Annotated in this window: 24 protein-coding genes and 1 tRNA gene; 14 read left to right on the top strand and 11 right to left on the bottom strand. The window is 55.7% G+C overall.

Translation table 11 applies throughout. The annotated features are described in order from the left end of the window. Positions 1 to 61: 61 nt before the first annotated feature. The 3 genes from FHS72_RS05315 to FHS72_RS05305 are packed head-to-tail and all read right to left on the bottom strand — an operon-like array spanning position 62 to position 2,716. A complete protein-coding gene (locus tag FHS72_RS05315) occupies positions 62 to 1,024 on the bottom strand; it encodes a site-specific tyrosine recombinase XerD (protein ID WP_183526716.1) in 963 nt (320 codons plus the stop codon). Further along, positions 1,021 to 2,562 (bottom strand): hypothetical protein, encoded by a 1,542-nt coding sequence (locus FHS72_RS05310; protein ID WP_183526713.1) that lies wholly within the window; start codon positions 2,560 to 2,562, stop codon positions 1,021 to 1,023. Before FHS72_RS05310 ends, FHS72_RS05315 begins: the two co-directional genes overlap by 4 nt. A 1-nt stretch (position 2,563) precedes the next feature. Beyond that, on the bottom strand, positions 2,564 to 2,716 hold the full coding sequence (locus FHS72_RS05305; protein WP_183526710.1) for a hypothetical protein: 153 nt from the start codon (positions 2,714 to 2,716) through the stop codon (positions 2,564 to 2,566). A gap of 163 nt (positions 2,717 to 2,879) precedes the next feature. On the opposite strand from FHS72_RS05305, the gene FHS72_RS05300 reads away from it, so the two are divergent. The 3 genes from FHS72_RS05300 (at position 2,880) to FHS72_RS05290 (ending at position 5,511) form a co-directional block, all read left to right on the top strand. Next, a complete protein-coding gene (locus FHS72_RS05300) occupies positions 2,880 to 3,446 on the top strand; it encodes a shikimate kinase (RefSeq protein WP_183526707.1) in 567 nt (188 codons plus the stop codon). After that, on the top strand, positions 3,443 to 4,555 hold the full coding sequence (gene aroB / locus FHS72_RS05295; RefSeq protein ID WP_183526704.1) for a 3-dehydroquinate synthase: 1,113 nt from the start codon (positions 3,443 to 3,445) through the stop codon (positions 4,553 to 4,555). Before FHS72_RS05300 ends, aroB begins: the two co-directional genes overlap by 4 nt. A gap of 422 nt (positions 4,556 to 4,977) precedes the next feature. Then, positions 4,978 to 5,511: a hypothetical protein gene (locus FHS72_RS05290; protein WP_183526701.1), complete on the top strand. Its 534-nt coding sequence runs from the start codon at positions 4,978 to 4,980 to the stop codon at positions 5,509 to 5,511. 103 nt (positions 5,512 to 5,614) lie between these two features. Here FHS72_RS05290 and FHS72_RS05285 read toward each other — a convergent pair whose 3' ends face one another. Then, on the bottom strand, positions 5,615 to 6,850 hold the full coding sequence (locus FHS72_RS05285; protein ID WP_183526698.1) for a urate hydroxylase PuuD: 1,236 nt from the start codon (positions 6,848 to 6,850) through the stop codon (positions 5,615 to 5,617). 94 nt (positions 6,851 to 6,944) lie between these two features. Between FHS72_RS05285 and FHS72_RS05280 the strand changes: the two genes are divergently transcribed. After that, positions 6,945 to 7,877 carry a LysR family transcriptional regulator gene (locus tag FHS72_RS05280; protein WP_183526695.1) on the top strand — a complete coding sequence of 311 codons (933 nt, stop codon included), beginning with the start codon at positions 6,945 to 6,947 and terminating at the stop codon, positions 7,875 to 7,877. On the opposite strand, the gene uraH is transcribed toward FHS72_RS05280, so the two are convergent. Next, a complete protein-coding gene (uraH, locus tag FHS72_RS05275) occupies positions 7,862 to 8,215 on the bottom strand; it encodes a hydroxyisourate hydrolase (RefSeq protein ID WP_183526692.1) in 354 nt (117 codons plus the stop codon). The genes FHS72_RS05280 and uraH overlap by 16 nt on opposite strands. A 150-nt stretch (positions 8,216 to 8,365) precedes the next feature. Between uraH and puuE the strand changes: the two genes are divergently transcribed. The 4 genes from puuE (at position 8,366) to FHS72_RS05255 (ending at position 12,645) form a co-directional block, all read left to right on the top strand. Next, entirely contained in the window at positions 8,366 to 9,778 is a 1,413-nt protein-coding gene (puuE, locus tag FHS72_RS05270) for an allantoinase PuuE (protein ID WP_246414505.1), read from the top strand. Next, complete coding sequence (locus tag FHS72_RS05265) at positions 9,775 to 10,257, top strand: ureidoglycolate lyase (RefSeq protein WP_183526673.1); 483 nt, start codon at positions 9,775 to 9,777, stop codon at positions 10,255 to 10,257. Before puuE ends, FHS72_RS05265 begins: the two co-directional genes overlap by 4 nt. Positions 10,258 to 10,315: 58 nt before the next feature. After that, positions 10,316 to 11,755: a uracil-xanthine permease family protein gene (locus tag FHS72_RS05260; protein WP_183526670.1), complete on the top strand. Its 1,440-nt coding sequence runs from the start codon at positions 10,316 to 10,318 to the stop codon at positions 11,753 to 11,755. 155 nt (positions 11,756 to 11,910) lie between these two features. Then, positions 11,911 to 12,645, top strand: a complete 735-nt coding sequence (locus FHS72_RS05255; protein ID WP_183526667.1) for an NYN domain-containing protein — start codon at positions 11,911 to 11,913, stop codon at positions 12,643 to 12,645. 7 nt (positions 12,646 to 12,652) lie between these two features. Here FHS72_RS05255 and FHS72_RS05250 read toward each other — a convergent pair whose 3' ends face one another. The 3 genes from FHS72_RS05250 to FHS72_RS05240 all read right to left on the bottom strand — a co-directional run bounded on the left by FHS72_RS05250 (position 12,653) and on the right by FHS72_RS05240 (position 16,672). Continuing rightward, on the bottom strand, positions 12,653 to 13,483 hold the full coding sequence (locus FHS72_RS05250; protein ID WP_183526665.1) for a bifunctional allantoicase/(S)-ureidoglycine aminohydrolase: 831 nt from the start codon (positions 13,481 to 13,483) through the stop codon (positions 12,653 to 12,655). A gap of 138 nt (positions 13,484 to 13,621) precedes the next feature. Beyond that, a complete protein-coding gene (locus FHS72_RS05245) occupies positions 13,622 to 16,090 on the bottom strand; it encodes an ATP-binding protein (RefSeq protein WP_183526662.1) in 2,469 nt (822 codons plus the stop codon). Between the two features lie 45 nt (positions 16,091 to 16,135). Further along, a complete protein-coding gene (locus FHS72_RS05240) occupies positions 16,136 to 16,672 on the bottom strand; it encodes a putative pterin-binding protein (protein WP_183526659.1) in 537 nt (178 codons plus the stop codon). A gap of 313 nt (positions 16,673 to 16,985) precedes the next feature. Between FHS72_RS05240 and FHS72_RS05235 the strand changes: the two genes are divergently transcribed. Further along, positions 16,986 to 17,600, top strand: coding sequence for a response regulator transcription factor (locus tag FHS72_RS05235; RefSeq protein WP_183526656.1), 615 nt, complete (start codon positions 16,986 to 16,988; stop codon positions 17,598 to 17,600). Between the two features lie 3 nt (positions 17,601 to 17,603). Here the strand turns inward: FHS72_RS05235 and FHS72_RS05230 are convergent, their stop codons facing one another. After that, positions 17,604 to 18,923 carry an ATP-binding protein gene (locus tag FHS72_RS05230; protein WP_183526653.1) on the bottom strand — a complete coding sequence of 440 codons (1,320 nt, stop codon included), beginning with the start codon at positions 18,921 to 18,923 and terminating at the stop codon, positions 17,604 to 17,606. A 45-nt stretch (positions 18,924 to 18,968) separates the two neighbouring features. On the opposite strand from FHS72_RS05230, the gene FHS72_RS05225 reads away from it, so the two are divergent. The 3 genes from FHS72_RS05225 to FHS72_RS05215 all read left to right on the top strand — a co-directional run bounded on the left by FHS72_RS05225 (position 18,969) and on the right by FHS72_RS05215 (position 22,226). Then, a complete protein-coding gene (locus FHS72_RS05225) occupies positions 18,969 to 19,874 on the top strand; it encodes an MBL fold metallo-hydrolase (RefSeq protein ID WP_343042657.1) in 906 nt (301 codons plus the stop codon). A 109-nt stretch (positions 19,875 to 19,983) separates the two neighbouring features. Next, a tRNA-Asn gene (locus FHS72_RS05220) sits at positions 19,984 to 20,058 on the top strand. A 194-nt stretch (positions 20,059 to 20,252) separates the two neighbouring features. Beyond that, entirely contained in the window at positions 20,253 to 22,226 is a 1,974-nt protein-coding gene (locus FHS72_RS05215) for a PEP/pyruvate-binding domain-containing protein (RefSeq protein ID WP_183526649.1), read from the top strand. 21 nt (positions 22,227 to 22,247) lie between these two features. On the opposite strand, the gene FHS72_RS05210 is transcribed toward FHS72_RS05215, so the two are convergent. Further along, positions 22,248 to 22,745 carry a lactoylglutathione lyase family protein gene (locus FHS72_RS05210; protein ID WP_183526646.1) on the bottom strand — a complete coding sequence of 166 codons (498 nt, stop codon included), beginning with the start codon at positions 22,743 to 22,745 and terminating at the stop codon, positions 22,248 to 22,250. A gap of 97 nt (positions 22,746 to 22,842) precedes the next feature. Between FHS72_RS05210 and FHS72_RS05205 the strand changes: the two genes are divergently transcribed. Continuing rightward, positions 22,843 to 23,727: a LysR family transcriptional regulator gene (locus tag FHS72_RS05205; protein ID WP_183526643.1), complete on the top strand. Its 885-nt coding sequence runs from the start codon at positions 22,843 to 22,845 to the stop codon at positions 23,725 to 23,727. A 3-nt stretch (positions 23,728 to 23,730) separates the two neighbouring features. Here FHS72_RS05205 and FHS72_RS05200 read toward each other — a convergent pair whose 3' ends face one another. Further along, positions 23,731 to 24,162 (bottom strand): DUF4345 domain-containing protein, encoded by a 432-nt coding sequence (locus tag FHS72_RS05200; RefSeq protein WP_183526641.1) that lies wholly within the window; start codon positions 24,160 to 24,162, stop codon positions 23,731 to 23,733. A gap of 184 nt (positions 24,163 to 24,346) precedes the next feature. Between FHS72_RS05200 and FHS72_RS05195 the strand changes: the two genes are divergently transcribed. Beyond that, positions 24,347 to 24,676, top strand: a complete 330-nt coding sequence (locus FHS72_RS05195; protein WP_183526639.1) for an arsenate reductase family protein — start codon at positions 24,347 to 24,349, stop codon at positions 24,674 to 24,676. The last annotated feature ends 101 nt before the right edge of the window (positions 24,677 to 24,777 follow it).

Genomic DNA, 24,777 nt, shown 5'->3' with positions numbered 1-24,777 from the left:
GTCTTTCATCGGTAAAATACTGGTGTGAGATAGGGGTTCGGTTCAATCTAATCAAGTCGTGTCATGAGGACGTGTCGTCGCGGTCGCGGGGCGGGACTTTGGCGAGCGGGTGATGTTCCATCACAAGTGCTGTCAGTCTCTCACCAACAACATGCGTATATATTTCGGTGGTCGCCACATCCGCATGGCCTAGCATGGTCTGGATCGCCCGCAGATCAGCGCCACCTTCGAGCAGATGTGTCGCGAAGGCGTGGCGCAGCGTGTGCGGCGTGACTTTGTCCGGTGATACGCCCGCTTTGACCGCGAAATCTTTGATCATGCCAAAGAAGTGGTGGCGCGTCAGGTGGCCCGCTTTACTACGTGACGGGAACAGGAATTTTGATTCCGGTTTGCCCAGCGCACGGCCTGCATCGTTCGTCGCATCCCAGACATGCAACCAGTCCGCCATCGCCGCTTTGGCGGGGGGCGACAGGGGCACCATGCGTTCTTTGCCGCCCTTACCGCGCACCAGTAACATCGGCGGATCACCACGTGCGGCCGACACAGGCAACGTCACAAGTTCCGTAACACGCATCCCCGTTGCATAGAGCAATTGCATCAAGCAGGCGTTGCGTTTTCCTTCTTTCGGGTGGGCTGCAGCCGCAGAGATCAGCGCGTCAACTTCGACAATGGATAGCGTTTTGGGCAGCGATTTGGTTTTACCTGGCCCCTTGATCTGGATCGCAGGGTTGTCCTCGCGCCAACCTTCTTCAAAGGCAAAGCGGTAAAGTTGCCGTATCGCAGACAACCGCCGCGCACGGGTGGAGCGTGACAGCCCTTGGGTATCGCATTCGATCAGGTAGCCTTCAACGTCGTCTTGGGTCGCATTGGCAAAGTGTTTGCCCAGCGGTGTCAGCCAACCTGCAAAATCCTTGAGGTCATTGGCATAGGCCAGCTGCGTATTGGTCGCGGCGTCCAACTCGGCGGCTTGCGCCTCTAGGAACGCTTGGACCCAGTTCATCATCGGGCGGTCAGAAGGGCTCATGTTTGCCGCTCAAGTAACAGCAGTTGCAGGCCTGCGCGGCGGGCCACGTCTTCTAGCCCGACGGATCGCAGGAACGACAGCGCCTCGGTCAAGGTTTGGTAGTCGCCGGACATCCCGACATGTACCAATGCGATGGACTGCAAAATCGCCTCGCCAAGCTGATCATTCGCGGCCATTTCCGCCAGCCCGTCTGGGGCCACTGCGTCGCCAAAGGCTGCTGCAATCGCCATGCGCAACGGGTCGTTGCTGTCCACGGTTTGCGGGATACCACGGGCAAGCGCGATCAAGAACGGATCGCCGTCGGTGCGCACAAGTGCCGTGTCCTCGTAGGATGGCGACAAAAGACCCACCGTAGTGGCGATTTCAGCGGCGCGTCCTGTCAACGGCACATCCACCAGATCAACGCCGTATTCTTGTGCAAAGGCGATTTCGGTTTTCACAAACTGCATTGCTTCCCATGCGGCGGGCAGAGCGGCGGCAACAGCGTCTTCGTCTTGGTCACGTAACGCGCGGTCAAAATCTTGGATCGCATCAGCACGGTCCCACACACCACCGGACGCAGAAGGGCGACCCGATGTGTAAAGCGCGAACAGCACGTTGCTGGAAATCGCACCGTCGCGGGCCAGACGTTCGGCGGCCTCAAGCTGGCTTTTCCAGCCGACCTGATTGTGCAGGTCTGCATGAGCAAAAGCACGGGGTAGGCGGTTCGTGGTCATCCGTTCGCCGATGGCCTCGTAGAGGCGGAACACAAGCGGGCTGATCCGTTCAGGGCGACGCAAGCGCGGCTCGCCTTCGTAAAGTTCGGGATCAAGGAACCGCGAGAGCAGCGCTTCTTCTTCCTCGGAGATATCACCCAAGACACGGTGCGTGTTCAGCGACAAAGCAGCAGCAGCCCAATCGCCACCACGCGCCAGACAGAAAATGCGGGCGGCATAGGTTGGAGCCACATCAATGCGGGATTTCAGGGTGCGACAGGCGGCGTCTTCGCTGCCGGTCAACAAGGCGACGTCGAACCAGCGGCGGAACAGATCAGGCGTGTCGGCACCGGCTTGTTCCAGCAAAGCTTGTGCCGGTTCAATCGCACCAATGTCGAGCAGCTTGTCCACGCGGGCTTGGAACAACCCACCAGCAGCAGAGGCACCCAAAGGTGGATCAGCTTCGGCCATGAGCAGTGTTTTCAACAAATCCTGCATCGCGGGCAGACCGTCAGTCTGTTGGGCTTGCAACAGCGTGACCAATGTAGATTCGGTACTGGCAGACCACAGCGACATCGGCAGCCCCGTCAGGTCAGACGACAACAAGCCAATCGGGTCGGGCGACGGTCCATCAAGCGGCGTCGTGGTCACATTCGGCGTGCCAGCCCCAGAGGACACAGGGGCCTCGTTAGGACGCAATGGTGACGGACGGCGGCTGGGTGCCGCAGCGGCGGGTTCCACGCTTTGCGATAACCAATCAATCGCTGATAGAGGGTCTTTGCCTTGCGCGGGCGCTGATGTGGCTAACGTGCCAAAGATAATCGCGAGAACTACCGGTTTCATATCACTCCAGGTCCAATGTCACCGGCTCTGTCACTTGAATCCGGGGCGGCGAGAAGTCACCGGGGAAAAAGATCGGCCCGATATAGGCATAGCCTATTAAGCCGATCGCAGCCAGTGCTGTCAGAAATACCAGTGCTTTGATCAGTCGCCACATAGATTGCCTCAGATTTCTCTCGTTGCCCAATGTTACGGTTATCGTCCCGCATTTGTCTGCGTTTATATATGGCCTTTTCGGCAAGATCACGCCATTGACTGTAATAAATCATGATTAAGCGGGTCACAGCCGATGATTTGCTAAAGGATACAGCGGACCAGACATGCTTCAAGCCAGTGAAAATGCGTTTTACCTCAAGAAAACCGTTGTTTTGGTGGGGATGATGGGATCAGGCAAGACTGCAATCGGCAAGGCAATGGCCGCCCGATTGGGTGTGCCTTTCTTGGATAGTGACGCCGCAATCGAAGAAGCAGCCTCTGTTTCCATCGCAGAAATCTTTGAACGCGACGGCGAAGCGTTCTTTCGCAAGCGCGAAGCAGAGGTGATTGAGCGGCTTTTGGCCGGAGAACCCTGCATCTTATCCACGGGCGGTGGGGCGTTCCTGACCCCGTCCGTGCGTGACGCGATTGCTGACAAAGGGGCTGCGGTTTGGCTTGATGCAAAGCTGCAAACGCTTTGGGAACGGGTCCGCAACAAGGACACGCGCCCGCTTTTGCGCACTCAAAACCCACGCCAGACCTTGTCGGACATCTTCGATGCCCGTGTGCCTGTCTATGCGATGGCGGGTATTCATGCCACGATCACTGGCGTCGCCTCGATTGAGCAAACCACCGACATGGTCATCGATTTGCTATCGCAACACCCCGATATTCTGGAGAAAACTGCATGAGTGCCGCATCCCAATCTGTCCGTGTTGACCTGCCGGGTCGTGAATATGACATCCAGATCGGACCGGGTGTTTTGGCGCAAGCGGGGCGGCGTATCGCTGAAATGACCCGTCGTCCGCATGTGACGATTGTGACGGATGAAACGGTCGCAGGGCTGCATTTGGCGACACTGCAAGCGAACCTCACGGCTGCGGGCCTGACATCTGCCGCATTGGCATTGCCTGCGGGTGAAGCCACAAAATGCTGGGCGCAGCTGGAACGCACGGTCGAATGGCTGCTGTCCGAAAAAGTCGAGCGCGGCGATATCGTTGTGGCCTTTGGCGGTGGCGTGATCGGCGATCTGGCGGGGTTTGCGGCGGCCGTGTTGCGGCGCGGTGTGCGCTTTGTACAGATACCAACGACACTGCTGGCGCAAGTCGATAGTTCTGTCGGCGGCAAAACGGGGATCAATTCGCCAGCGGGAAAGAACCTTGTTGGTGCCTTTCACCAGCCATCGCTTGTGCTAGCCGACACTGATTTACTGTCCACGCTAGAGCGCCGCGATTTTCTGGCAGGCTACGGCGAGGTTGTGAAATACGGATTGCTAGGCGACGCGGCGTTCTTTGACTGGCTGGAAATCAACGCGCCCACCATGGCCGACGGCGATATTGCGGCACAAGTGCAGGCCGTGACACGGTCAGTCCAGATGAAAGCCGACATCGTGACGCGCGACGAGACCGAACAGGGCGACCGTGCATTGCTGAACCTCGGGCATACATTCGGACACGCGCTTGAAGCGGCGACAGGCTTTTCCGACCGTTTGTTGCACGGCGAAGGCGTGGCTATCGGCTGTGCCATGGCGTTTGAGCTATCGCAACGCCTGAACCTATGCAGCCAAGAAGCGCCAAGCCGCGTGCGTGCCCACCTCAAAGCGATGGGCATGAAAACCGATCTGGCCGATATCCCGGGCGATCTGCCCAGCGCCGAAGGCCTGTTGGGCTTGATGGGACAAGACAAAAAGGTCGTGGACGGCAAACTGCGGTTCATCCTTGCGCGTGGGATCGGTGAGGCATTCATCACCAGCGACGTGCCGTCTGATGTGGTGTTGCAGGTGTTGCGGGATCAGCTTTAGGGGACGTTCCACCAGTCTAACACCGCTGACCTAAACAAAATCGGGACAGGATGAGCAATACAGGGTTAAGGTATAAGCGCGTGGAAATTTCACGAATATTTCTTTGCGACGTGTTTAACAAACGGTGGTTTTTGGAAAATACATGCAGGTGCCTCGTTGCGGGAACGGTACCAAATTATTGATAGCAAACCGATCCAGTCAATGGCAGCCTGAATGCGTGACATAACAGCCAAAGAACTGCTAATCATAAATATTGAAATCGGCAGGCCTACAATCGAATGGGATTTCGGCAAGCAATTGCTCGAACTCTTTGCCAATCATGATAAACGCCTCGCCCCACAGACTTTGAGTATCTGGGGCAATAAAGCTGCGGACTTATCCGAAATAGAAGAGCCCAACCCCACTGGGCTGGTATTGGTTCAATGCGTATCAATGGCTCCCTGTCAGAGTTTCACGTGGGTGTCGGCTGGCACCGCAAACTGACCACAAGGTATCAAGCAGAAATTCGGCACGAGCGCAGGGATGTTCGTGGTCGTTTGATACCAGCAACATTGTCTATTTATGCGAAGCCACACAAGGCAATCGACTGGCGTGGGTTCGCAAATCGATTGTATGAACTTACCGAAGCGCAATATGGTTTCGTACATCTGCACCGCGATGCGCATCTCAGGGCTGATCTTTCACAAGCACGTGAGCCGACTTGGTTCACTGGCCAAAGAGGCTCAACCTGCGTTCCTCAACTAGGCTGGTCTACATTTCTAGGACCGCCCTACGCTGATTTCATCCCCGATACGTTGGGGCAATACGGTCAGGCTACGACACAGGTGATTGGATCAGGAGTAGCCATCACACTGTCCGATAGCATTATGGACGTGTCAGAGGCATACGAAAATTTTGATGCAAGGCGATCAGAGATGAAGGCGATCTTCCCTAAAGAGTTCTTCGGGATCTGTTAGGGGCGTTCCAAAAACGCGCGTTTTGGCAGATCGACAAAAGCCCAGCTTGCGCTGCCACAAACACCGTTCAAAACTTAAGCAATTGTTGGACGATTTTGACCGCTTAGTCTGTTGCGCGGGCGTTGCGGACCCAAGCGACAAGCACTTCGCGGGCGTCTTCGTCCATCTGGATCGCGTTGGGCGGTGGCATTGCGTGGGATATGCCTGCGTGCAGATAAATCTGGTCGGCGTGTTGTGCAACGTCTGCCTTGGTCTCAAGGAACACGCCCTTGGGTGCCCAGCGGATACCGTCCCAGAATGGTTCGCGGGCGTGGCACATTGCACAATTGCCAAGCACAGTGTTGTAGGCGTCGTCGAACCCTGCGGCAGCGACATAGTGCTGCTCGTATGGGGTTAGGACGCGGGCTTCGGCTTGTTCAATCGTTTCTGTTGGTCGCGCAGATGACAGCCACGCGATTGCGATCATCAGTAGGACCGTGACGGCCCATGTCCAATGCGGACCCGAGCCTGTGGCGTGCATCGTGTTAAAGTAGTGACGGATCGTGACGCCCGTCAGGAAGATCAGGCTGGCAATGATCCACGCGTATTCCGTGCCAAAGGCCAGCGGGTAGTGGTTCGACAACATCAGGAACACGACGGGCAGCGTCAGGTAGTTGTTGTGGGTGGACCGCACCTTGGCGATCTTGCCGTATTTTGGATCGGGCTTGCGGCCAGCCTTGAGGTCCGCCACGACGATGCGCTGGTTTGGCATGATCTGGAAGAACACGTTTCCGGTCATAATCGACGCGGTAAACGCACCCAAATGTAACAGCGCGGCACGGCCTGTGAAGATTTCGTTATAGCCCCACGCCATCACCACCAGCATCACAAAAAGCAGCAACATCAATGTCGTAGGCTGCTCGCTTAATTTAGATTTGCATAGGAAGTCGTAGATCAACCAGCCAATCGTCAGCGACCCACCGGAAATCAGGATACCCTCCCACAACGACAGGTCAGCCTTGGTCGGGTCAAGCAAAAATAGCTCGCCACCAACCCAATAGACGATCATCAATAGGGCGGCACCAGAGACCCACGTGATATAGCTTTGCCATTTGTGCCAGATCAGGTGTTCGGGCATGTTTTCAGGGGCCACGAGATATTTCTGGATGTGGTAGAACCCGCCGCCGTGGACCTGCCATTCTTCGCCGCTCACACCTGTTGGCATGTTCGGCGCTTTCTTCAGACCCAGGTCCAGTGCGATGAAAAAGAACGACGCGCCAATCCACGCCATCGCGGTGATCACATGTAACCAGCGGACGGAAAACGCGATCCAGTCCCAAAGAATTGCCATATCGTACATCGTGATCTCCTGCGGTTGCGACGCTACTCTAGGCGACGTTGGATTGTTCTGCTATCCCGTCAAAGAACCAAGCAGCATCAAATAAATCAAAACAATGTCTTATCTGGATAATATCCGCACTTTTGTGCGTGTCTACGAATTAGGAAGCATGTCGGCCGCGGGGCGTGACTTGCGCATTTCACCTGCTGTAACTTCATCACGGATTTCGCAACTTGAGGAACATTTAAGCGTTCGGTTGTTCCAGCGGACCACCCGCAGCCTGACCGCAACCGAACAGGGCCAAGCGTTCTACGGGGGGGCCTGCGCGATTTTGGACTCAGTGCAAAGTGCCGAGGCCAAGGTTGTGAACATCACCGACAACCCCAAAGGCGCGTTGCATGTGGCGGCCCCATTGGGGGTCGGGCGGCGGCTGATCGCGCCGCAAGTCCCCGATTTTCTTGCGGAATATCCGCAGGTGCAGGTACGCTTGCGCCTGACAGATCGCAAAGTGGACCTGACCAGCGAAGGCCTTGACCTCGCGTTTTTCTTGGGCCAGCCGCAAGACAGCACCTTGCGAATTCGCAAGATCGCGGATGTGGAACGGGTGTTATGCGCGTCTCCGGCCTATATCGCGGCGCATGGTAATCCCGACAGCGGCAAGGCGTTACTGGCTGAGGGCCACGAATGCCTGAACCTGCGTTTTCCCGGTGCGACGGAATTCCAATGGCGACTGCAAAACCCTGATGGTGTGAAAAAGTACAGTATCACAGGGCGTTACGAATCTGATGACGGCGATGTGCTGACCGACTGGGCGTTGTCTGGCAACGGCATCGCGATGAAACCCGTGTTCGAGGTCGTAGATCACATCAAAGCAGGACGCCTCGTTCCTGTGGCCACACAAACGCCGCCTGTGCCAATCCAGATGGCGTGCCTGTTCACACACCGCAAAAACCAAGACCCCAAGTCACGGCTGTTCATGGACTACGTGATTGACCGGATCAGTGCAGCGGTGCGCGACAGCAGCTATCAGGCTCAGCTTCCGCGATAGGTGGAATAGCCGAACGGGGATAGCAAAAGCGGGACGTGGTAATGTGATGCTTCTGACATGCCAAACCGCAGCGGGATCATATCCAAGAAACGTGGCTCTTCGGGTGGTGTGCCGATACTGTCCAGATAGTCGCCTGCGTGGAATACCAATTCATAGGTACCCAGCGCAAAGTCGGCGGCAGGTAAAATCTGTTCGTCGGTGCGGCCGTCGTCATTGGTCACAAGCGATTTCAGATGTGTGCGGTTGTCGCCCTCAATCCGGTAGAGGTCAATTTTCAGACCTTGCGCAGGGCAACCGCGTGCCGTGTCCAAAACATGCGTCGTCAGATATCCGGCCATTTGCAGTTCTCCATGTGCATATGTTTGGACTATACCCCAAGTATCATTGAAATCGCAAAGCCCTTGGGCAAGACAGACTTTCGTGTATTTTTTGAAAACGGCTGTGATTATTTGGGGTTACAGTTGAACCAACCTAAAAAGGAACATCTCTTGATCCGCTACCCTCGTGACATGACCGGATATGGCGCCACGCCGCCAACTGCAAACTGGCCAAATGGCGCAAAAATCGCCGTGCAAATCGTTTTGAATTACGAAGAAGGTGGCGAAAACAACATCTTACACGGCGATGCTGCATCAGAGGCGTTTTTGTCCGAGATCACCGGCGCGCAGCCGTGGCCGGGTATGCGGCACTGGAACATGGAATCGCTGTATGAATACGGATCGCGGGCTGGGTTCTGGCGGGTGCACCGGATGTTGTCGGACTTGCCTGTGACGGTTTACGGGGTGGCCACGGCCTTGGCCCGTGCGCCCGAACAGGTCGCTGCGATGAAATCCGCAGGCTGGGAAATCGCGAGCCACGGGTTGAAATGGGTCGAACACAAAGACATGCCCGAGGACGAGGAACGCGCAGCTATCGCGGAATCCATCCGTCTGCATACCGAAGTGGTCGGCACACCGCCGCGCGGCTGGTATACGGGGCGCTGTTCCAACAACACGGTGCGACTGGCGGCGGAAACGGGTCAATTTGCCTATGTTGCTGACAGCTACGCCGATGATCTGCCGTATTGGTCGTCGTTTGGTGACCGCGACCAGTTGATCGTGCCTTATACGATGGATTGCAACGACATGCGGTTCGGGATTCAGGCGGGCTTTACCACTGGCGATCAGTTTGAAAGCTATCTCAAGGACAGCTTTGATTTTCTTTATGCCGAAGGCGAGGCGGGTGCGCCCAAAATGCTGTCGATTGGTTTGCATTGCCGGATTATCGGACGGCCGGGCAGGGCTGCGGCGCTGAAACGTGCGATTGCGCATTTCCAAGCGCATGAGGGCGTCTGGTTCGCCACCCGTGAACAGATTGCGGATCATTGGGCGCAACAAAACCCAGCCCAGCGCAAACAGCGCCCTTGCGAGATGGATTGCGAGACATTTGTGGGCGAATTTGGCGGGATTTTTGAACATAGCCCATGGATTGCCGAAGGTGCATATGCGCTGGAGCTGGGACCGACACATGACACGGCCTGCGGCGTGCATAATGCACTGACGCGGGTGTTCCGGTCGGCGTCTTCCGATCAACGCATGGGCGTGCTGACCGCGCACCCTGATCTGGCGGGCAAACTCGCGGCGGCCAAGCAACTGACGGCAGAAAGCACAGCAGAACAGGCAGGCGCAGGGTTAGACGCGCTGACGGACGCGGAACGCGCCATGTTCCAAGACCTGAACACCCGTTACGTCGCAAAGCACGGCTTTCCCTTCATCATTGCCGTGGGCGACAACACCAAGGCGAGCATCACCGCGGCCTTTAACCGTCGCCTGTTTAACGACACAGCCGTTGAATTCGAAGAGGCTTGCAAGCAGGTCGAACGGATCGCAGAATTGCGCCTCATCGCAAAGTTCAACGCATGAGCGCGCTGCAACTCGAACCGCTCACCGCCGCAGCATTCGCGCCCTTTGGTGATGTGCTAGAAATCGCAGGCGAGCCGGATAAAATCATTAACCAAGGGCTGTGCGGCCGCTACCATGACCGCGCCCAACTTGATTTCAGCGATGGCAAAGCGGGTATCAGCTTGTTCAACGCGCAGGCCCGCAGCCTGCCGTTCACGCTGGATATGATGGAGCGCCACCCCGACGGGTCACAGGCGTTTATCCCGATGACACACACTGCGTTTGTCGTGATCGTGGCCCCTGACGACGACGGAAAACCGGGCCAGCCGCGTGCATTCCTGACAAATCCGGGCCAAGCGGTGAATTATCATCGCGCCACTTGGCACGGCGTTTTGACGCCAATTTCAGCGACGGGATTGTTTGCAGTCGTGGACCGGATCGGGGCGGGCGCAAATTTGCAAGAACACTGGTTCGACACGCCATACGAAATTACCAAATAATAATCTGAGCCGGGGGAACACTGGCCTGAAACACCCAACGGGAAAGAGAAACCACACCATGACAGACACATCCATCGGCACCCCCGAGCAGCTAAGGGACCCTAATTTCACCCCGCCGCTGCACCTCGCTATTCCATTGGGCATTCAGCATGTGCTTGCGATGTTTGTGTCAAACGTGACACCTGCGATCATTGTCGCAGGCGCTGCTGGTTTTGGCTTTGGGTCAGAGGCAGGGGCGCAGGGCTTTCCTGATATGTCCTACCTCATTCAGATGTCGATGTTGTTTGCGGGTATCGCGACCCTGTTCCAGACGATTGGTATGGGGCCTGTGGGGGCGCGGTTGCCGATTGTGCAAGGCACGTCCTTTGCGTTTATCCCGATCATGATCCCGCTTGTGGCTGGCAAAGGGCTAGATGCATTGCCCGCTTTGTTTGGCGGTATCATCATCGGTGGCTTGTTCCATTGTCTGATCGGGTCGTTCATCGGCAAAATCCGCTTTGCGATGCCGCCGTTGGTGACGGGCCTTGTGGTCACGATGATCGGTCTGGCGCTGGTCCAAGTTGGCATCCAATACGCAGCGGGCGGCGTCCCTGCGATGGATAAACCCGAATATGGCTCGCTGCTGAACTGGTCTGCGGCTTTGGTCGTGGTCTTTGTGACGCTTGGGCTGAAATTCTACGCAAAGGGGATGCTCGCGGTGTCGGCTGTCGTGATCGGCATTATCGTCGGCTATTTCTACGCGCTGATGGTTGGCATGATCAGCTTTGGCGGCGACTTTGGCATTGCAGCTACCATCGACCGCGCCGCTGTGTTCGCCGTACCTGTGCCGTTTAAATATGGCTTTGAATTCAGCGTAGCCGCCATTGTCGGGTTTTGCCTGATGGCGTTTGTCTCTGCGGTGGAAACTGTGGGCGATGTGTCCGGTATCACCAAAGGCGGGGCAGGGCGCGAAGCCACCGACAAAGAAATCACCGGTGCGACCTATGCCGATGGTATCGGATCTGCAATTGCAGGTGTCTTTGGCGGCTTTCCGAACACATCGTTCAGCCAGAACGTCGGTTTGATCGCCATGACAGGCGTGATGTCGCGCCATGTTGTGACGATCGGGGCGCTGTTCCTGATCCTGTGCGGCTTGGTGCCAAAGGTCGGCGCGCTGATTAACACCGTCCCAATCGAAGTCTTGGGCGGCGGTGTCATCGTCATGTTCGGCATGGTCGTAGCATCGGGTATTTCGATGCTGTCAGACGTCAACTGGAACCGCCGCAACATGGTGATCTTTGCGATTGCCTTGTCGGTCGGACTTGGGTTGCAACTGGAACCCAAAGCCGTGCAATATTTGCCAGACACCCTGCGCATCCTAATGACATCAGGACTGCTACCAGCTGCGGTCATCGCAATTGTGCTGAACTTGATGCTGCCAGAAGACCTAACCGACGAATCCACCGAGGAAGTCTCGGGCGGCATGTCCGGTCACGGCACAGGATCGCTGAAGGGCTAAGTCGCTCGGCGAGATGGTTATTGAAGGGCGCGTTGTTCCGGCAGCGCGCCCTTTTTGTTTGGGGAGGGTGCGTCGCGGTCTGTCCAAGCTTTTGCCCAAATGCTGCCTAACTGTTGCGGAATAAAGTATGCATTAATCAGTGAAAGGCGCCTGAAATGTCCACCAAAGTTGCAGTATTCGTCGATGGTGACAACCTGCGCAGCCAACATGCAGCTGCCATTTTAGCCACTGCCTCCGCGCAAGGTGACGTGATCGCGGCAAAAGTCTACGGCAACAGCCAAGCACTGGCAAATTGGTCTGACTGCGTTGATTTCCAAATCATTTATTCGGGAACGGGTAAAAATGCGTCCGACCTGCATCTTGCAATAGAGCTAACCGAACTGACGTATCTGCAAAACTTAGATGTGGTTGTACTGTGCACCTCTGACGCGGATTTTGTGCATCTGGCACGACGGCTGAAAGAACGCGGCATAAAGGTTCTGGGCTGCGGCGAAGCCAAGGTCGGGGCAGGGTTCAAAGCGGCGTGTACGGAGTTTCGGGAGTTGGTGGGGGTTGAGAAAAAGACCGTAGAAAACGTTGCTGATAAAACTTCAACTAAACCCAAACCTGTAGCGCAACAGTCATCTTTTACCTCGGATATCTCCAAGATAAACTGGCAGATCAAAGCAGCGATTGATGCTACTAAGTCGCAGAATAGTGGGATGCAGGTTAAAATCCTAGGTAATTACATGAAGCAAAACCATGAAGTTACGACAGACAAACTTCAAGGAAAGTCATGGTCTAAGCACCTGAAAAAGCACGAACAGCTTTTTATAGTAGTCTCCGAGGGCCAAAACGCAAAAGTAAGTTACAAGCCTGAGGGGTTCAAAATAGCGCAGGTCGCCAGCTAACCTCTACTTAGCGCGTCAGCGGTCTCAGCCCCATGTGCCGGTTCACGTCCTTATACAGCAAATACCGGAACCGCCCCGGACCGCCTGCGTAGCAGGCTTGCGGGCAGAAGGCGCGCAGCCACATGTAATCGCCTGCTTCGACTTCGACCCAGTCGGTGTTGAGCCGGTACGCCGCTTTGCCCTCCAGCACATATAGCCCGTGTTCCATTGCGTGGGTTTCAAGAAACGGGATCACTGCGCCTGGCTCAAAGGTCACGACGTTCACATGCATGTCGTGGCGCAAATCTGTTGGCTCCACGAACCGTGTGGTGCCCCATTTCCCGTCAGTGCCGGGCATCAATGTCGGCGCGATGTCGTTCTCGTTGGCGATAATTACGTCTGGCATCGGCAGGCCTGGGACCGCTTCGTAGGTTTTGCGAATCCAGTGAAACCGCAGCACCTCGTCAGACGTGTTGCGCAGGGTCCAATCGCTGGCAGGTGGCAGGAACGCATAGCCGCCTTCAAGCAAGGTATGCGTGTCGCCATTGACGGTCAGCGTCGCGGTCCCATCGACTACAAACAGCACACCTTCAGCACCTGCATCAGTCTCGGGATTGTCGGAACCTCCGCCGGGGGCGACTTCCATGATGTATTGCGAAAACGTCTCGGCAAAGCCCGTCATTGGCCGCGCAATCACCCACAGCCGTGTATCATCCCAGAACGGCAAATAGCTGGTCACAATATCGCGCATCGTCCCCTTGGGGATCACGGCGTAGGCGTCGGTAAAGACGGCGCGGTCCGTGAGCAGTTGCGTTTGTGGAGGGTGACCGCCGGTTGGGGCGTAGTATTTCGCAGACATAAGGGTTCCGATCCAAGGAGATACCTTAGATATGACGGTTGGGCGGGGTTCGGGCCAGTGACTTTTCGCGGACAGGAGTGTTTTGATTGTTTTGAAAGTCGGGATGCATGTTTGGAAATATGTACGGGATCGGCGCGCCTAATCTTGCGCACCGAGACCCTTTTTCGCGGTGTCCCAGTCCTGCGGCAGAGTGGCGAGGCCTGCTGTCACCGCTGCCGTGTCGTTTGCGCGTGCTGCGATTGCGATGGCGGATAGATGTTCGGCAAAGTCGGGGACTTGGAAAGTTGAGGCGCTGCCTGCCGCCTTGTGTGCTTGGTCCGCGATGTCGGACAGGGGCAGGTCGGGGGTCTGCACCCATCCGACGAAACTGTCGGTTTCAGCGATGAACCGTTTGGTTAATTTGGCGTAGGCGGGGGATTGGTATGGTGTGGTGGTGTTACAGAGTTCCGGCACATTTGTGACTTTATGCAGTACGTCTAGCAGTCCGGCCTTGGTTAACGGCTTTGTGAGTGCCGCAACCATGCCATCCGCGACAAAGCTGTCGAGATCGGCGGGCAGGGCGTGTGCAGTTAGCGCCACGATCGGCGTGTTGGCCGATTTGCCGTGCCCTTGCCGGATCAACCGCGCGGCTGTGCGCCCGTCCATCACGGGCATACTAATATCCATGAAAATCAGGTCAAAGCGGATGTTCCGCGCAACGCTCACGCCCGTTTCGCCGTTGTGCGCCTCTGACACTGTGTGACCCGCGTTTTCCAACATTTCGCGGGCCAGAATGCGGTTAATATCGTTGTCTTCGATCACCAAAATATCAAGCGGGTGCTGCGGCTGTTCTGGCGCTGTCGGCATGGCGTAATCATCAACGGGTTTTTCGGCGACGGGCATCGGGAACGTCACCTCGAACACGCTGCCTTGGCCCAGCGCTGTGTCGACCGTGATGGTGCCACCCAAGGCTTTTACAAAGCGTTTCGCGATACTTAGCCCCAAACCCGTGCCGCCGACTTCGCGGTTATAGGCCGGGTTTCCGGTAACAAAGTCGTCGAACACGTGGCGCGTCAGTTCTGGCGACATCCCGGGGCCGGTGTCGCGGACACAGATGCGGGTGTGATCGTTGCTGGCCAAAACTTCGGCGGTGACGCAAACTTCGCCGCCATTGGTGAACTTTACCGCGTTGCTGATCACGTTGATTAATACAAGTTGAACGCGGTCCGGATCGGACATCACCCAGTCGCGCGGCTGACCGATCCAGTGCCAAGATAGCGTTGTATTCGAGGTCTGCGCCATCGCACTTTGGTTGTCGATAATGTCCTGCATCAAGATGCTGATATTCATCGGCACAATGCAGATCGGCAGCTTGCCCGCCTCGTAGCGGGTGATGTCCAGCACGTCGGAAATGTGGTTCATCAGCAACCGGCCGGAGGTGTCCATATTCTGGATATAGCGGTCTTGCGGCGGCGACAGTCGCGTCTCTTTCATCAGGGCAAGATTGCCCAAAAGCCCATTCAGCGGCGTGCGGATTTCGTGGCTCATGGTGGCCAGAAAATCGGTTTTGAGTTTTTCACCCGCTAGGGCTGCGTCGCGTGCCATGACCAACTCTTGCTCGGCCGCAACCGACTGCACCAAATCACGCAGGTAAGCCACGTAAATGCGGGTGTTGTGTCGTTTCGCGGTCTGGATTGACAACTCTACCGGGAAAACGCTGCCGTCTTTGCGCATCGCGTCGATCCGCATCCGTCCGGCGTTAATCACCTGCATGGTGCCGCCACCGGTAAGGCGATCCATGTCGACGCGGTGAGCATTGCGTTGATCCCGCGGGATAATCAGCGACACAACGTCCCGACCAATCGCTTCGTCGGCTGTATAGCCAAAGATGTTTTCGGCGGCTTTGCTGAACTCGATGATGCGGCCTGCGTCGTCGCTGACGATAATCCCGTCTAGCGAGGTTTCGATAACCGTGTTCATGCGTGTCACGGTTTCTTCTTGGCCGCGTTGGCGTTGAATATTTAGGATATTCAATCTGTTAAGGTAGATAACAGATGTTGCCAAGGCGCCGATCAACACCAACATTGCAGTGACGAGCCGCCGGACGGTCGATGCAATCGCCTCGCGTTGCGCGTCTGCTTTCTCGGCGAAAATTCCAATGCTCGAATTGGACAATTCCCGCATTGTCGTGCGGGCGTCGTCGACCATGGCCCGCAATGCGTCTTTTTGCGCTGAAAATTCGGGGTCGTGCAGGTCGATGATTGGGACAGCGTCATCCAGAAAGGCGTGGGCGTGGGCCAAGTGCGTGGCGAATGAGGGGTCCTCGCGTAAAACTTGGTAAACCTTGGCGATTTCAATCGTTTGAATACGACTGTAAAACACATCGAAGCGGCGTTTGATCGTCGTTGGTGGTTCGTCGAACGTACTGACGGCATGGGCAAAGTCGAGAAATTCAACTTCGGCTTGGGCCAGCGACCATTGTGCGCTGCCCGCTCTGGCCGACTGTAAAATCTGCATTTCGCGCACAACATTATTCGCAAGCAATCCAATCGCAACGATGGCGATTGCGCCCGCGATGCCCGCGAGGGTGCGAACGGTTAGGCTGCGGGGTGGCAAATTTGCTGGCACACTATCGCCTTATGAGATTTGGCAGGATTGAAGAGAATCTGGGGATTACTCTACGACTTCGATCCTGTCGAGTTGCCAGATGCTGCGCGAATAGATGACTTCTGTGCGATACTCTGGGTCTCGATCGTAGGGATAAATGATCCAAAGCGGGCCTTTGTCTCGCACAGAAATGGATTTACCATCAATCGCATAGGCCAAAATCGGACCGTCATCGACGGCATCCGAAAGCGGGATTTCTACGGTGTAGTTGTTGATCGCTGTGACCAGAAACGCGCCGCTTTTCGCACCAACCACATCGACCAATGTCGCCAGATTGACCCCTTGGAATTTTCGCACGCCATCCGTCCAGATCGTGCTGGTTTCCACAATCGTCGCATCCAACGCTTTCAGCATCGCGTAATCGAACCGAAGCGCGTCGCCGTCGTTGGTCCGTTCAATATTGCCCGTCACGGTCAACACGACCTTTCCTTCAGGGGCGGAAATAGGGTCGCTCGCGGCCAAAGTTGCGACGCAGATCAAAAAGGCAGATAACAGAACGGGCAGGCGCAAGGTAAGGTCCTCTTGTTTGGGTTGCACGAGCATGACACGAAACCTTTAAAGCTGAAATCACTTAATTTTTGGGTAAAAATTTTCCCATAAGCAGGGATTGATGCGTGATTTTCTGCGATAATTTGTTGTGTTTTTCGATCAAATCGTATTCAATCGGCAAAATGACGCCGATACTTTCATGCGGCCCGACGCGTAGCCAACGTATCCGACACGTCGTCGTTTATCGTAGCAAATCGCACAACTGACACTTTGATTTAGAGTTTTCATTTTTGAAATTTCCTAAGTATTTCACTGATATATCTTCATTTCCTTGCACTTGCCGCTACGCCGTAGCGCAGGGTACGGTATGAAAGTTTTGCTCGCAGACGATCACGAACTGGTGCGGGACACGCTTGCGATGTTCCTCGACGTGGAAGCTGGGATCGTGACCGAAGTCGCCGGAACATTGGAAGAAGCGCAGCAGAAATTGCGTGACGATGGCCCGTTTGATCTGGTGATTTTGGACTTCAATATGCCCGGTATGAACGGTCTCGAAGGGTTAAGGGCGGCAATCGCCAGTTGTGCGACGCAGCGGTTCGCGTTGATATCCGGCGAGGCGAGCCGCTCTGTCGCGGAACAAGCACTCGCGATGGGTGCCGCTGGCTTTATCCCTAAATCGCTACCGGCCAAGTCTTTGGTCAACGCGGTCAAATTTATGGCGATGGGCGAACGCTACGCCCCGATTGAATTCATGACCGCAGGCGACGCAGAACCGACCAATGTGTTGTCTGAACAGCTGACAAAGCGCGAATTACAGGTGCTGCGCGGCTTGACAGAAGGCAAAACCAACAAGCAAATCGCCCGCGATCTGGACGTGCAGGAACCAACGGTCAAGCTGCACATCAGGAACACATATCGCAAGATCGGTGCGCCGAACCGGACGGTTGCGGCGTTGTTGGCACGCGAAGCGGGCCTGTTCTAGCCGCTACCTTGCCAAGACCAGATCAGCCTTCAGTCCGCCCAAATCATCACTCTCACCAAGCCGCAGCATCCCGCCGTGCGTGCGGGCAATATCGCTGACAATTGACAGGCCAAGCCCCACGCCGCTGCCGCGATCTTGGTTGCGGGCAGGGTCAAGCCGCACAAAGGGCCGTGTGGCTTCGTCGCGTTGTTCGGCAGGAATACCGGGGCCGTCATCTTCGACGGTAAAGCGGATACTGCGGTCGGTGATACTGAGACTGATGTGGGCCCTTTGACCGTATCGCAGGGCGTTACCAACCAGATTATCCAACGCGCGGCGAATGGCGCGTGGACGCATCGCGACGATTGTGCCCAACGGCGTCGTGTTGTCACAGGTGACGGCGAGATTGCTACGTGCGGCGTCCTCTAACAATGCGTCCAACAGTGCAACAGGATCAGTCGGTTCCAGCACATCCTCGGCGTCGCTGCGGGCGAAATCCAAAAAACCATCCAACAAGTGCTGCATTTCATCGACGTCTTTAATCAGTGGGTCCACGTCTTCACCATCCAGCATCGACAGACCCAAGCGCATCCGCGTGAGCGGCGAGCGCAAATCGTGGCTGACACCTGACAACATCAAGGTCCGGCTTTGGGTCTGCCGTTCGATCCGGTTGCGCATGTCAAGAAACGCCATACCTGCTGCGCGCACTTCGATAGCGCCCGTGGGATTAAACGGCGTCATCCGGCCACGTCCATAATCGCTGGCGGCCGCGGCCATGCGTTTGATCGGGCGCAACTGATTGCGCAGAAAAAAGTACGAGATCGTCGTCATCACAGCACCCATGACCATCATAATTACCAGCAGTTGGTGGGGGTTTGATGCAGATACGCGATTGCGGCGAAACGACACTTCAAGTGGTCCTTTGTTCGTGCCAAGCCACAACTGAACGACACGCCGTTCCGCGAGCGAAATCTGTAGAACATCAGGTACGTTTTCGCGCAGATTGGTGATGACCTTGCGGCCCGTTAAATCCCAAAACGGTTTCACATCTTCGGAAAACATCGGGCTGGCGGGCAGGGTGGTTGTCAGCTCTAGCCCCGTATTCACGCGGTCAAGCGCCACATCCGCCGCATCCAGATCATCCGCCGCATTGACCTCTGATTGCAGATACCGCAACTCAATCGCCATAGCGCTTGTCATCGACTGGGTGACACCGTCAAAGTGGCGTTGAATGAACACCACCGACACCAACAATTGCAACGTGACGACTGGCAGCACCAAGATTAGGGCGGCTCGGCCATAAATGCCACGTGGCATTGCGTTTTTGATCCAACGTAGAAACATTGGGCGACGCTACCCTGCATAACGCCAAACCAAAAGTGACAAGCGATGCCAGACATGAATTTCCCTCCCCAAGCGGGCGTCTTTACGCCGCTCGCGCCGCAATTGGGTCTAGTGCTTGCACCTAATCCGTCGCCAATGACGGGGCCGGGGACCAATACCTATATACTGGGGGATCAATCGCTCGCGATTATCGACCCCGGACCGCAAAGCGACGCGCACCTTGCAGCGCTGCTGGCGGCAATTGCGGGACGGCCCGTGTCGCACATTATCGTCACGCACAGTCATCTGGATCATTCACCCTTGGCGCGGCCTTTGGCAGATGCGGTTGGCGCACCGATTCTGGCGTTTGGCGATACCTACGCGGGGCGCAGTGCTGTGATGCAGCAACTTGCGGATGCGGGCATGGCGGGCGGTGGCGAAGGGCTAGATCATAGTTTCGCGCCGGACGTGCTGGTCGCCGATGGTGACATCATCGCGGGGCAGGGCTGGTCACTCAAGGTGCTCTACACTCCGGGTCATCTGGGCAATCACATCGCATTGGCATGGAATGACGCCGTGTTCGTGGGCGATCTGGTCATGGGCTGGTCAACATCGCTGGTGTCACCACCCGACGGCGACATGACCGATTTCCTCGCGTCCTGCGCAAAGCTGCAAAACATCCCCGTACGTATACATTATTCCGGCCACGGCGCGCCGATCACAGACCCACACGCACGGCTGACCGAGTTGATCGCCCACAGAGAATCCCGCACCGCGCAAATATTGGCGCAACTGACGGCAGGCCCACATGACGTTATGCAAATCGTGCAGGCGATCTACCAAGACATCGACCCGCGCCTACACGGGGCAGCAGGGCGCAACGTATTGGCGCATCTCGTTGATCTATATGTGAAAAAGATCGTCACTGTTAATGGAAACCTCGGACCAGACGCGATCTTTCGTTTGGTTTGAAGTCCGCCATTTAGGAAGAAACGAGAAAAAAGTGCGAGAAAAGTGAAAAAAGCAAATGAACCCTCTGGACGCCTCTGAATCGCATTGCTATAGACCGCGCATACAGTGTTCCGACGTAGCTCAGTGGTAGAGCAGTTGACTGTTAATCAATTGGTCGTAGGTTCGACCCCTACCGTCGGAGCCAAAGAATTCAAGGGCTTAGTGAGTAATCACTAAGCCCTTTTTCTATGGGAAATGGCGCTGATATCGCCGCGATTTTCAGCAGACCCAGTGCGCAGAACTATCCTCCCGCAAAATAAATCAAAAAACCGACATGGACACACCAAGGAATGCCACGGCAGTATCGTCATATGGGGACAGCCCAATGGAGAGACTGCTATGACAATCCGCCATGCCCCGACTTTTCCGCGCCTTCCAACGTTGCCGACGTTGATCGATATGCCCTATACGCCTGCGCCGCCGCGCCCGATTTCAGGCTTGGATAGTGCCATTTTCCTCGCAACGCGCGCCGAGTTTGATGCGTTTGCTGTGCGTGACGATGTGCCCGGTGCGCTAGGTGTGCGCGAAATGAAATTTGTCTTGGCCGATTTCGACACTAACATGCCGTCGTTGTTTTTCATAAATTCCAACCTGCATCCGTTGCACTATGGGTTTGTGCGGGACTTTTTGGTGTCCGACTTGTCGATCTCGGATTTTAACCGCGTGACGTATTTTACGGATGAACGCCGCTTTCTGGTGGGGTCGATCCTTGCGTTCGACAACTATACGCGGCCCAACGGTGAACCCGGTCTTTATGCGCTTCAGTTTTGGCCGACGGATCCAGTCAGCGTCAAACACGTCGGGCGCAGTTTCCATCTGCTCGCCGCGGCAATGCCATTCGCAAGCGAAACGCTCGCCTATCATCCGTCTGGCGATATGCAGGAACAGCTTTTTGTGCGCGAGGCAGAGACCTATGCGGCCAACAAGATTCGGACCATCGCGACATCGGAAATTTTCGAGGCAACCGACTACAACCCGCTGAATCTCGGCGAGGCGGTTGGTGAATTGCGCGTGATCAGCGACACTGATAGCCGTCCGCCAGCACCCTCTGATATCGTGATCTATGACCGCTTGCCGAACGATCTGCCGCTTGTCGCGGGTGTGATTACCTCTGCGCCGCAAACACCACTGTCGCACGTGAATTTACGCGCCCAACAGAACGGCATCCCCAACGCATATCTGCGGAATGCGGCGACAGTCGCCCCATTGGATCAGTTCATTGGCAAAGTGATCTGGCTCGCCGTGACACCTGACGAAATCCAAGTGCGCGAGGCGACGCAGCAAGAATTGCGTGACAGCCAAAACGCCAGACGTCCACGCGATGCGACATTCCCAGAGCGTGACATTCAGGCAAGGGCAATCCTACCGCTTGATGATCTTACCTTCAGCCAGGCAAATGGCTACGGCGGCAAAGCCGCAGGTGTGGCAGAGTTGCGCCGCGCCATTGATCCACAATTTGTGCCCGATGGGTTCGCAGTGCCGTTTTCATTCTACGACACCTTCATGATCGCCAACGGGTTCTACGACCACGCCACCGCGATGATGGCTGATGCCGATTTCATTGCCGATGCCGCGATACGCAAAGACATGCTCAAGGACTTTCGTAAGCTAATCAAAGCAGCCGACATGCCTACGCCGATGGCTGACATGTTGGACGCGATGCACCGCGCGTTTCCAGAAGGGACCACACCGCGCTGCCGCTCTAGCGCAAATGCCGAAGACCGGATCGGCTTTACCGGCGCGGGCCTTTACGACAGCTACACGCACCGCGCAGGCGAAGGCCACATCCAGAAATCGATCAAACAAGTCTGGGCCAGTCTGTGGAATTTTCGCGCATTTGAGGAGCGTGCCTTCTACCGCATCGATCATCTGACCTCGGCGATGGGCGTACTTGTCCACCCGAATTTTGACGACGAACGGGTCAACGGCGTAGCCATCACACGCAATCTCTATTTCGACACCTTCGACGGCTACTATGTGAACGCACAAATCGGTGAAGACCTGATCACAAATCCAACGGGTGCGGAAACTGCCGAAGAACTGCTGATCATGAAAGACTTGAACGGCACGCCTGACCGTCCCTACGAGATGATCTATATCCGCAGGTCGTCGCTGATTGGCGACGATAGCCGTGTGATCCAGCCCGACGATTTGCTCGTGCTGACAGAACAAATGCGCTTGATCCAAACACATTTCGGGGCGTTGTACGGTCGATCCACTGACGCGACATTCGCAATGGATATCGAGTTTAAGATCGACCGCGACGGGGACTTAGTTATTAAACAAGCACGGCCTTGGGTGCATGATGAATAAGGTCACATGCAGGCTCTGACCTCAAGAATACGCGCCGTTCGAATACGTTAGCTCATAGCTGTGGCTATACAGTTCAAAGACGATGCCAAACGGGTCTTCGACGTAGACCATGCGGTAGGGTTTATCATTGGGGAAATATTCGCGCACGGGCATCCGTTGCTTTCCGCCCGCTGCGACGATCTTGGCCAACAGGTCTTCTAGGTTAGGGTCCTGAATGGCAAAATGGAACGTGCCGTGTTGCCTGTAGTTGAGGTTGTCGCTGGGTGCTTCGTTTCCTTCAAATTCGAACAGTTCGAACCCGATACGGTCAGCCGTCGCCAAATGCGCGATACGCATCCGGCCCCAACCTTTGCCAAAAACGTCAGAGCACATCTGGCCGATATCACTGTCGTCTTCGACAATGACGGTCGGTTCCATGATGACGTAAAAGCCTAGCACGTCGCCGTAGAATGTGATCGCCTTGTCCAAATCAGGGACAGACAGACCGATGTGAGAGAATGAGCGCGGTGTCGGTTGCATGGTATTTCCTTTTGTAGTGTTGAACGTGATTTAGATGGACTACGCCTGTATTAAAAATTATCATTCGATATGGTTTTCATAAATATGTGAGACTCACATGCTAAACGCTACGTGGTTGGACACCTTTACGACGCTCTGCGAAGTCGGGCATTTCACACGCACGGCGGACCTGTTGGGGATGACCCAACCGGGCGTGTCGCAACACTTGAACAAGCTCGCGTCGCAAGTCGGCAAGCCGCTGATCTTAAAGGATGGAAAGTCGTTTACGTTGACACCCGCAGGCGAAGCGGTGTTGGCGATTGGGACCGCGCGACGCCAGCAAGAACGCGCCCTTCAGGACGCGATCCAAGTCGATCGTCCAGACGTCGGCGAGATCAGTATCGGCTGTTCCGGCAGCTTTGCAATGTGGCTTTATCCGCATCTGCTCAACCGGATGCAGCACGCGCCCGAACTTGTAATTAACGTCACCGCCGCGCCGCACGGCGGCATTGTGACTTCCGTTCTGAGCGGAGATTTTGATCTGGGCGTCATTGCCGAACCGATCAACCATCCGCGACTAGAGGCCGTCGCACTCGGGCGTGAAGAATTGTGTCTTGTCGTGCCGCGATCTTTGGCAGGGCAAACGTTTGATCTGCAAATGCTGAACGACCTCGGTTTTGTCGCGCATCCAGACGGCTACGCCTACGCGAATGATCTGTTTTCGCTGAACTTCCCAAAGGATTACAAAGGGGCGGACCGCCTGCGGGTTCGCACCTTCGTGAACCAAATCGGTCAAATCCCCATGCCCGTCGCACAGGGGCTAGGCTATACCATATTGCCCAAATCCGGCGTCGATGCTTTTACGAACAAGCAGGACGTGGCGATCATTCGACTGCCGCAAAAACACTACCACGATCTGTGGATGATCGCACGTAAAGGACGCAGCGAAATCGCGCGCGTGGCTGCGGTGAGCGACTTTATTATGCAACACAAGGCGCGGTGACGCTCATTTTCTTGCGCGTAGACCAAGGGTAAAAATTCCCGCGACAATGATTGGACCAGCCAGTTCAATCGTCATAAGACCCATGAACAACGGGTCTGGCCAGCCAAGTGACGCAAGCGAAAATAGACGGGCGACGCCGCCCGAAAAGAACAGGGCGATTGCGGCATAGACCCATTGTGCGTGGCTCACTAGTCTCGTTGAAAGCCACAAAAGCACTGCGCCATAAGCAATCCAGAACACCGAAAAAAACCGCATTTCGCTGTCAACATTGACGTGTTCCAATCCGCCAGCATAGGGCGTCGATCCTATCGCCATGCCAATAGTGTCACTGAAAATACGTGCCGTTGCGTCTGCTCCGAAGACTACGACCATCAGTCCGATTGCGATAGCCGACACGCCAAGTAGGATTAGAATTACGCGGGTTGTGGTTAACATGAATGACCTCATTACACGGATACCTTGCAAGCATAACACAGCAACCGAAAGCTGTCTCTTTGTTGCAGATGCCGCAAAAACTCGTCGTGCAACCAAGGTGTGCATTGGGGCAGGGATGCATGAACCGGTTGCATCGCCGCGGTCGATGCAAGATGGTCAGCTATGCGCCAAAGGAGTTTGCGACATGATTATCTATGGATTGCCCACCTGTGCGATTTGCCAAAAGGCACGCAAAGCCTTGGAAGCGGACGGCAAGGAAATTACATTTCGTGATGTCAGAGCAGAACCGCTGACCGAAACCGAACTGGACGAATTGATCGCAGAGTTTGGCGACCAACTGGTGGATCGCACCTCGAATGATTACCGCGCACTCAATGATTGGCTGAAGAACTCCGAAGCTGAGGCCCAGATTAACGCCCGCCCAAAAGTGATGGCGCGTCCGATTATCCGCGAGCAGGATACGTTCTATCTGGGGTGGGATGACGCGGTGCAGAGTGCGTTGCTAAAAGGCTAAAACCAAAAAGGCGGTTTCATAAAGCCAAAATCGCAAACACCGCGCCACATCCCTATCTCGTAAAATGATCCAAACACGCGCTTGATGCGTAAATTAAGTGT

Source organism: Yoonia ponticola, assembly GCF_014199395.1.
Classification (GTDB): Bacteria; Pseudomonadota; Alphaproteobacteria; order Rhodobacterales; family Rhodobacteraceae; genus Yoonia; species Yoonia ponticola.
Note: the sequence above shows the minus strand (reverse complement) of the source record. Positions and strands in the feature narration are given on the sequence as shown.

Coding starts and splice junctions, on each gene's coding strand:
- FHS72_RS05315 (WP_183526716.1), bottom strand. CDS start 1,024: ATGAGCCCTTCTGACCGCCCGATGATGAACTGGGTCCAAGCGTTCCTA.
- FHS72_RS05310 (WP_183526713.1), bottom strand. CDS start 2,562: ATGAAACCGGTAGTTCTCGCGATTATCTTTGGCACGTTAGCCACATCA.
- FHS72_RS05305 (WP_183526710.1), bottom strand. CDS start 2,716: ATGTGGCGACTGATCAAAGCACTGGTATTTCTGACAGCACTGGCTGCG.
- FHS72_RS05300 (WP_183526707.1), top strand. CDS start 2,880: ATGCTTCAAGCCAGTGAAAATGCGTTTTACCTCAAGAAAACCGTTGTT.
- aroB (WP_183526704.1), top strand. CDS start 3,443: ATGAGTGCCGCATCCCAATCTGTCCGTGTTGACCTGCCGGGTCGTGAA.
- FHS72_RS05290 (WP_183526701.1), top strand. CDS start 4,978: ATGCGTATCAATGGCTCCCTGTCAGAGTTTCACGTGGGTGTCGGCTGG.
- FHS72_RS05285 (WP_183526698.1), bottom strand. CDS start 6,850: ATGTACGATATGGCAATTCTTTGGGACTGGATCGCGTTTTCCGTCCGC.
- FHS72_RS05280 (WP_183526695.1), top strand. CDS start 6,945: ATGTCTTATCTGGATAATATCCGCACTTTTGTGCGTGTCTACGAATTA.
- uraH (WP_183526692.1), bottom strand. CDS start 8,215: ATGGCCGGATATCTGACGACGCATGTTTTGGACACGGCACGCGGTTGC.
- FHS72_RS05265 (WP_183526673.1), top strand. CDS start 9,775: ATGAGCGCGCTGCAACTCGAACCGCTCACCGCCGCAGCATTCGCGCCC.
- FHS72_RS05260 (WP_183526670.1), top strand. CDS start 10,316: ATGACAGACACATCCATCGGCACCCCCGAGCAGCTAAGGGACCCTAAT.
- FHS72_RS05255 (WP_183526667.1), top strand. CDS start 11,911: ATGTCCACCAAAGTTGCAGTATTCGTCGATGGTGACAACCTGCGCAGC.
- FHS72_RS05250 (WP_183526665.1), bottom strand. CDS start 13,483: ATGTCTGCGAAATACTACGCCCCAACCGGCGGTCACCCTCCACAAACG.
- FHS72_RS05240 (WP_183526659.1), bottom strand. CDS start 16,672: ATGCTCGTGCAACCCAAACAAGAGGACCTTACCTTGCGCCTGCCCGTT.
- FHS72_RS05235 (WP_183526656.1), top strand. CDS start 16,986: ATGAAAGTTTTGCTCGCAGACGATCACGAACTGGTGCGGGACACGCTT.
- FHS72_RS05230 (WP_183526653.1), bottom strand. CDS start 18,923: ATGTTTCTACGTTGGATCAAAAACGCAATGCCACGTGGCATTTATGGC.
- FHS72_RS05225 (WP_343042657.1), top strand. CDS start 18,969: ATGCCAGACATGAATTTCCCTCCCCAAGCGGGCGTCTTTACGCCGCTC.
- FHS72_RS05215 (WP_183526649.1), top strand. CDS start 20,253: ATGACAATCCGCCATGCCCCGACTTTTCCGCGCCTTCCAACGTTGCCG.
- FHS72_RS05210 (WP_183526646.1), bottom strand. CDS start 22,745: ATGCAACCGACACCGCGCTCATTCTCTCACATCGGTCTGTCTGTCCCT.
- FHS72_RS05205 (WP_183526643.1), top strand. CDS start 22,843: ATGCTAAACGCTACGTGGTTGGACACCTTTACGACGCTCTGCGAAGTC.
- FHS72_RS05200 (WP_183526641.1), bottom strand. CDS start 24,162: ATGTTAACCACAACCCGCGTAATTCTAATCCTACTTGGCGTGTCGGCT.
- FHS72_RS05195 (WP_183526639.1), top strand. CDS start 24,347: ATGATTATCTATGGATTGCCCACCTGTGCGATTTGCCAAAAGGCACGC.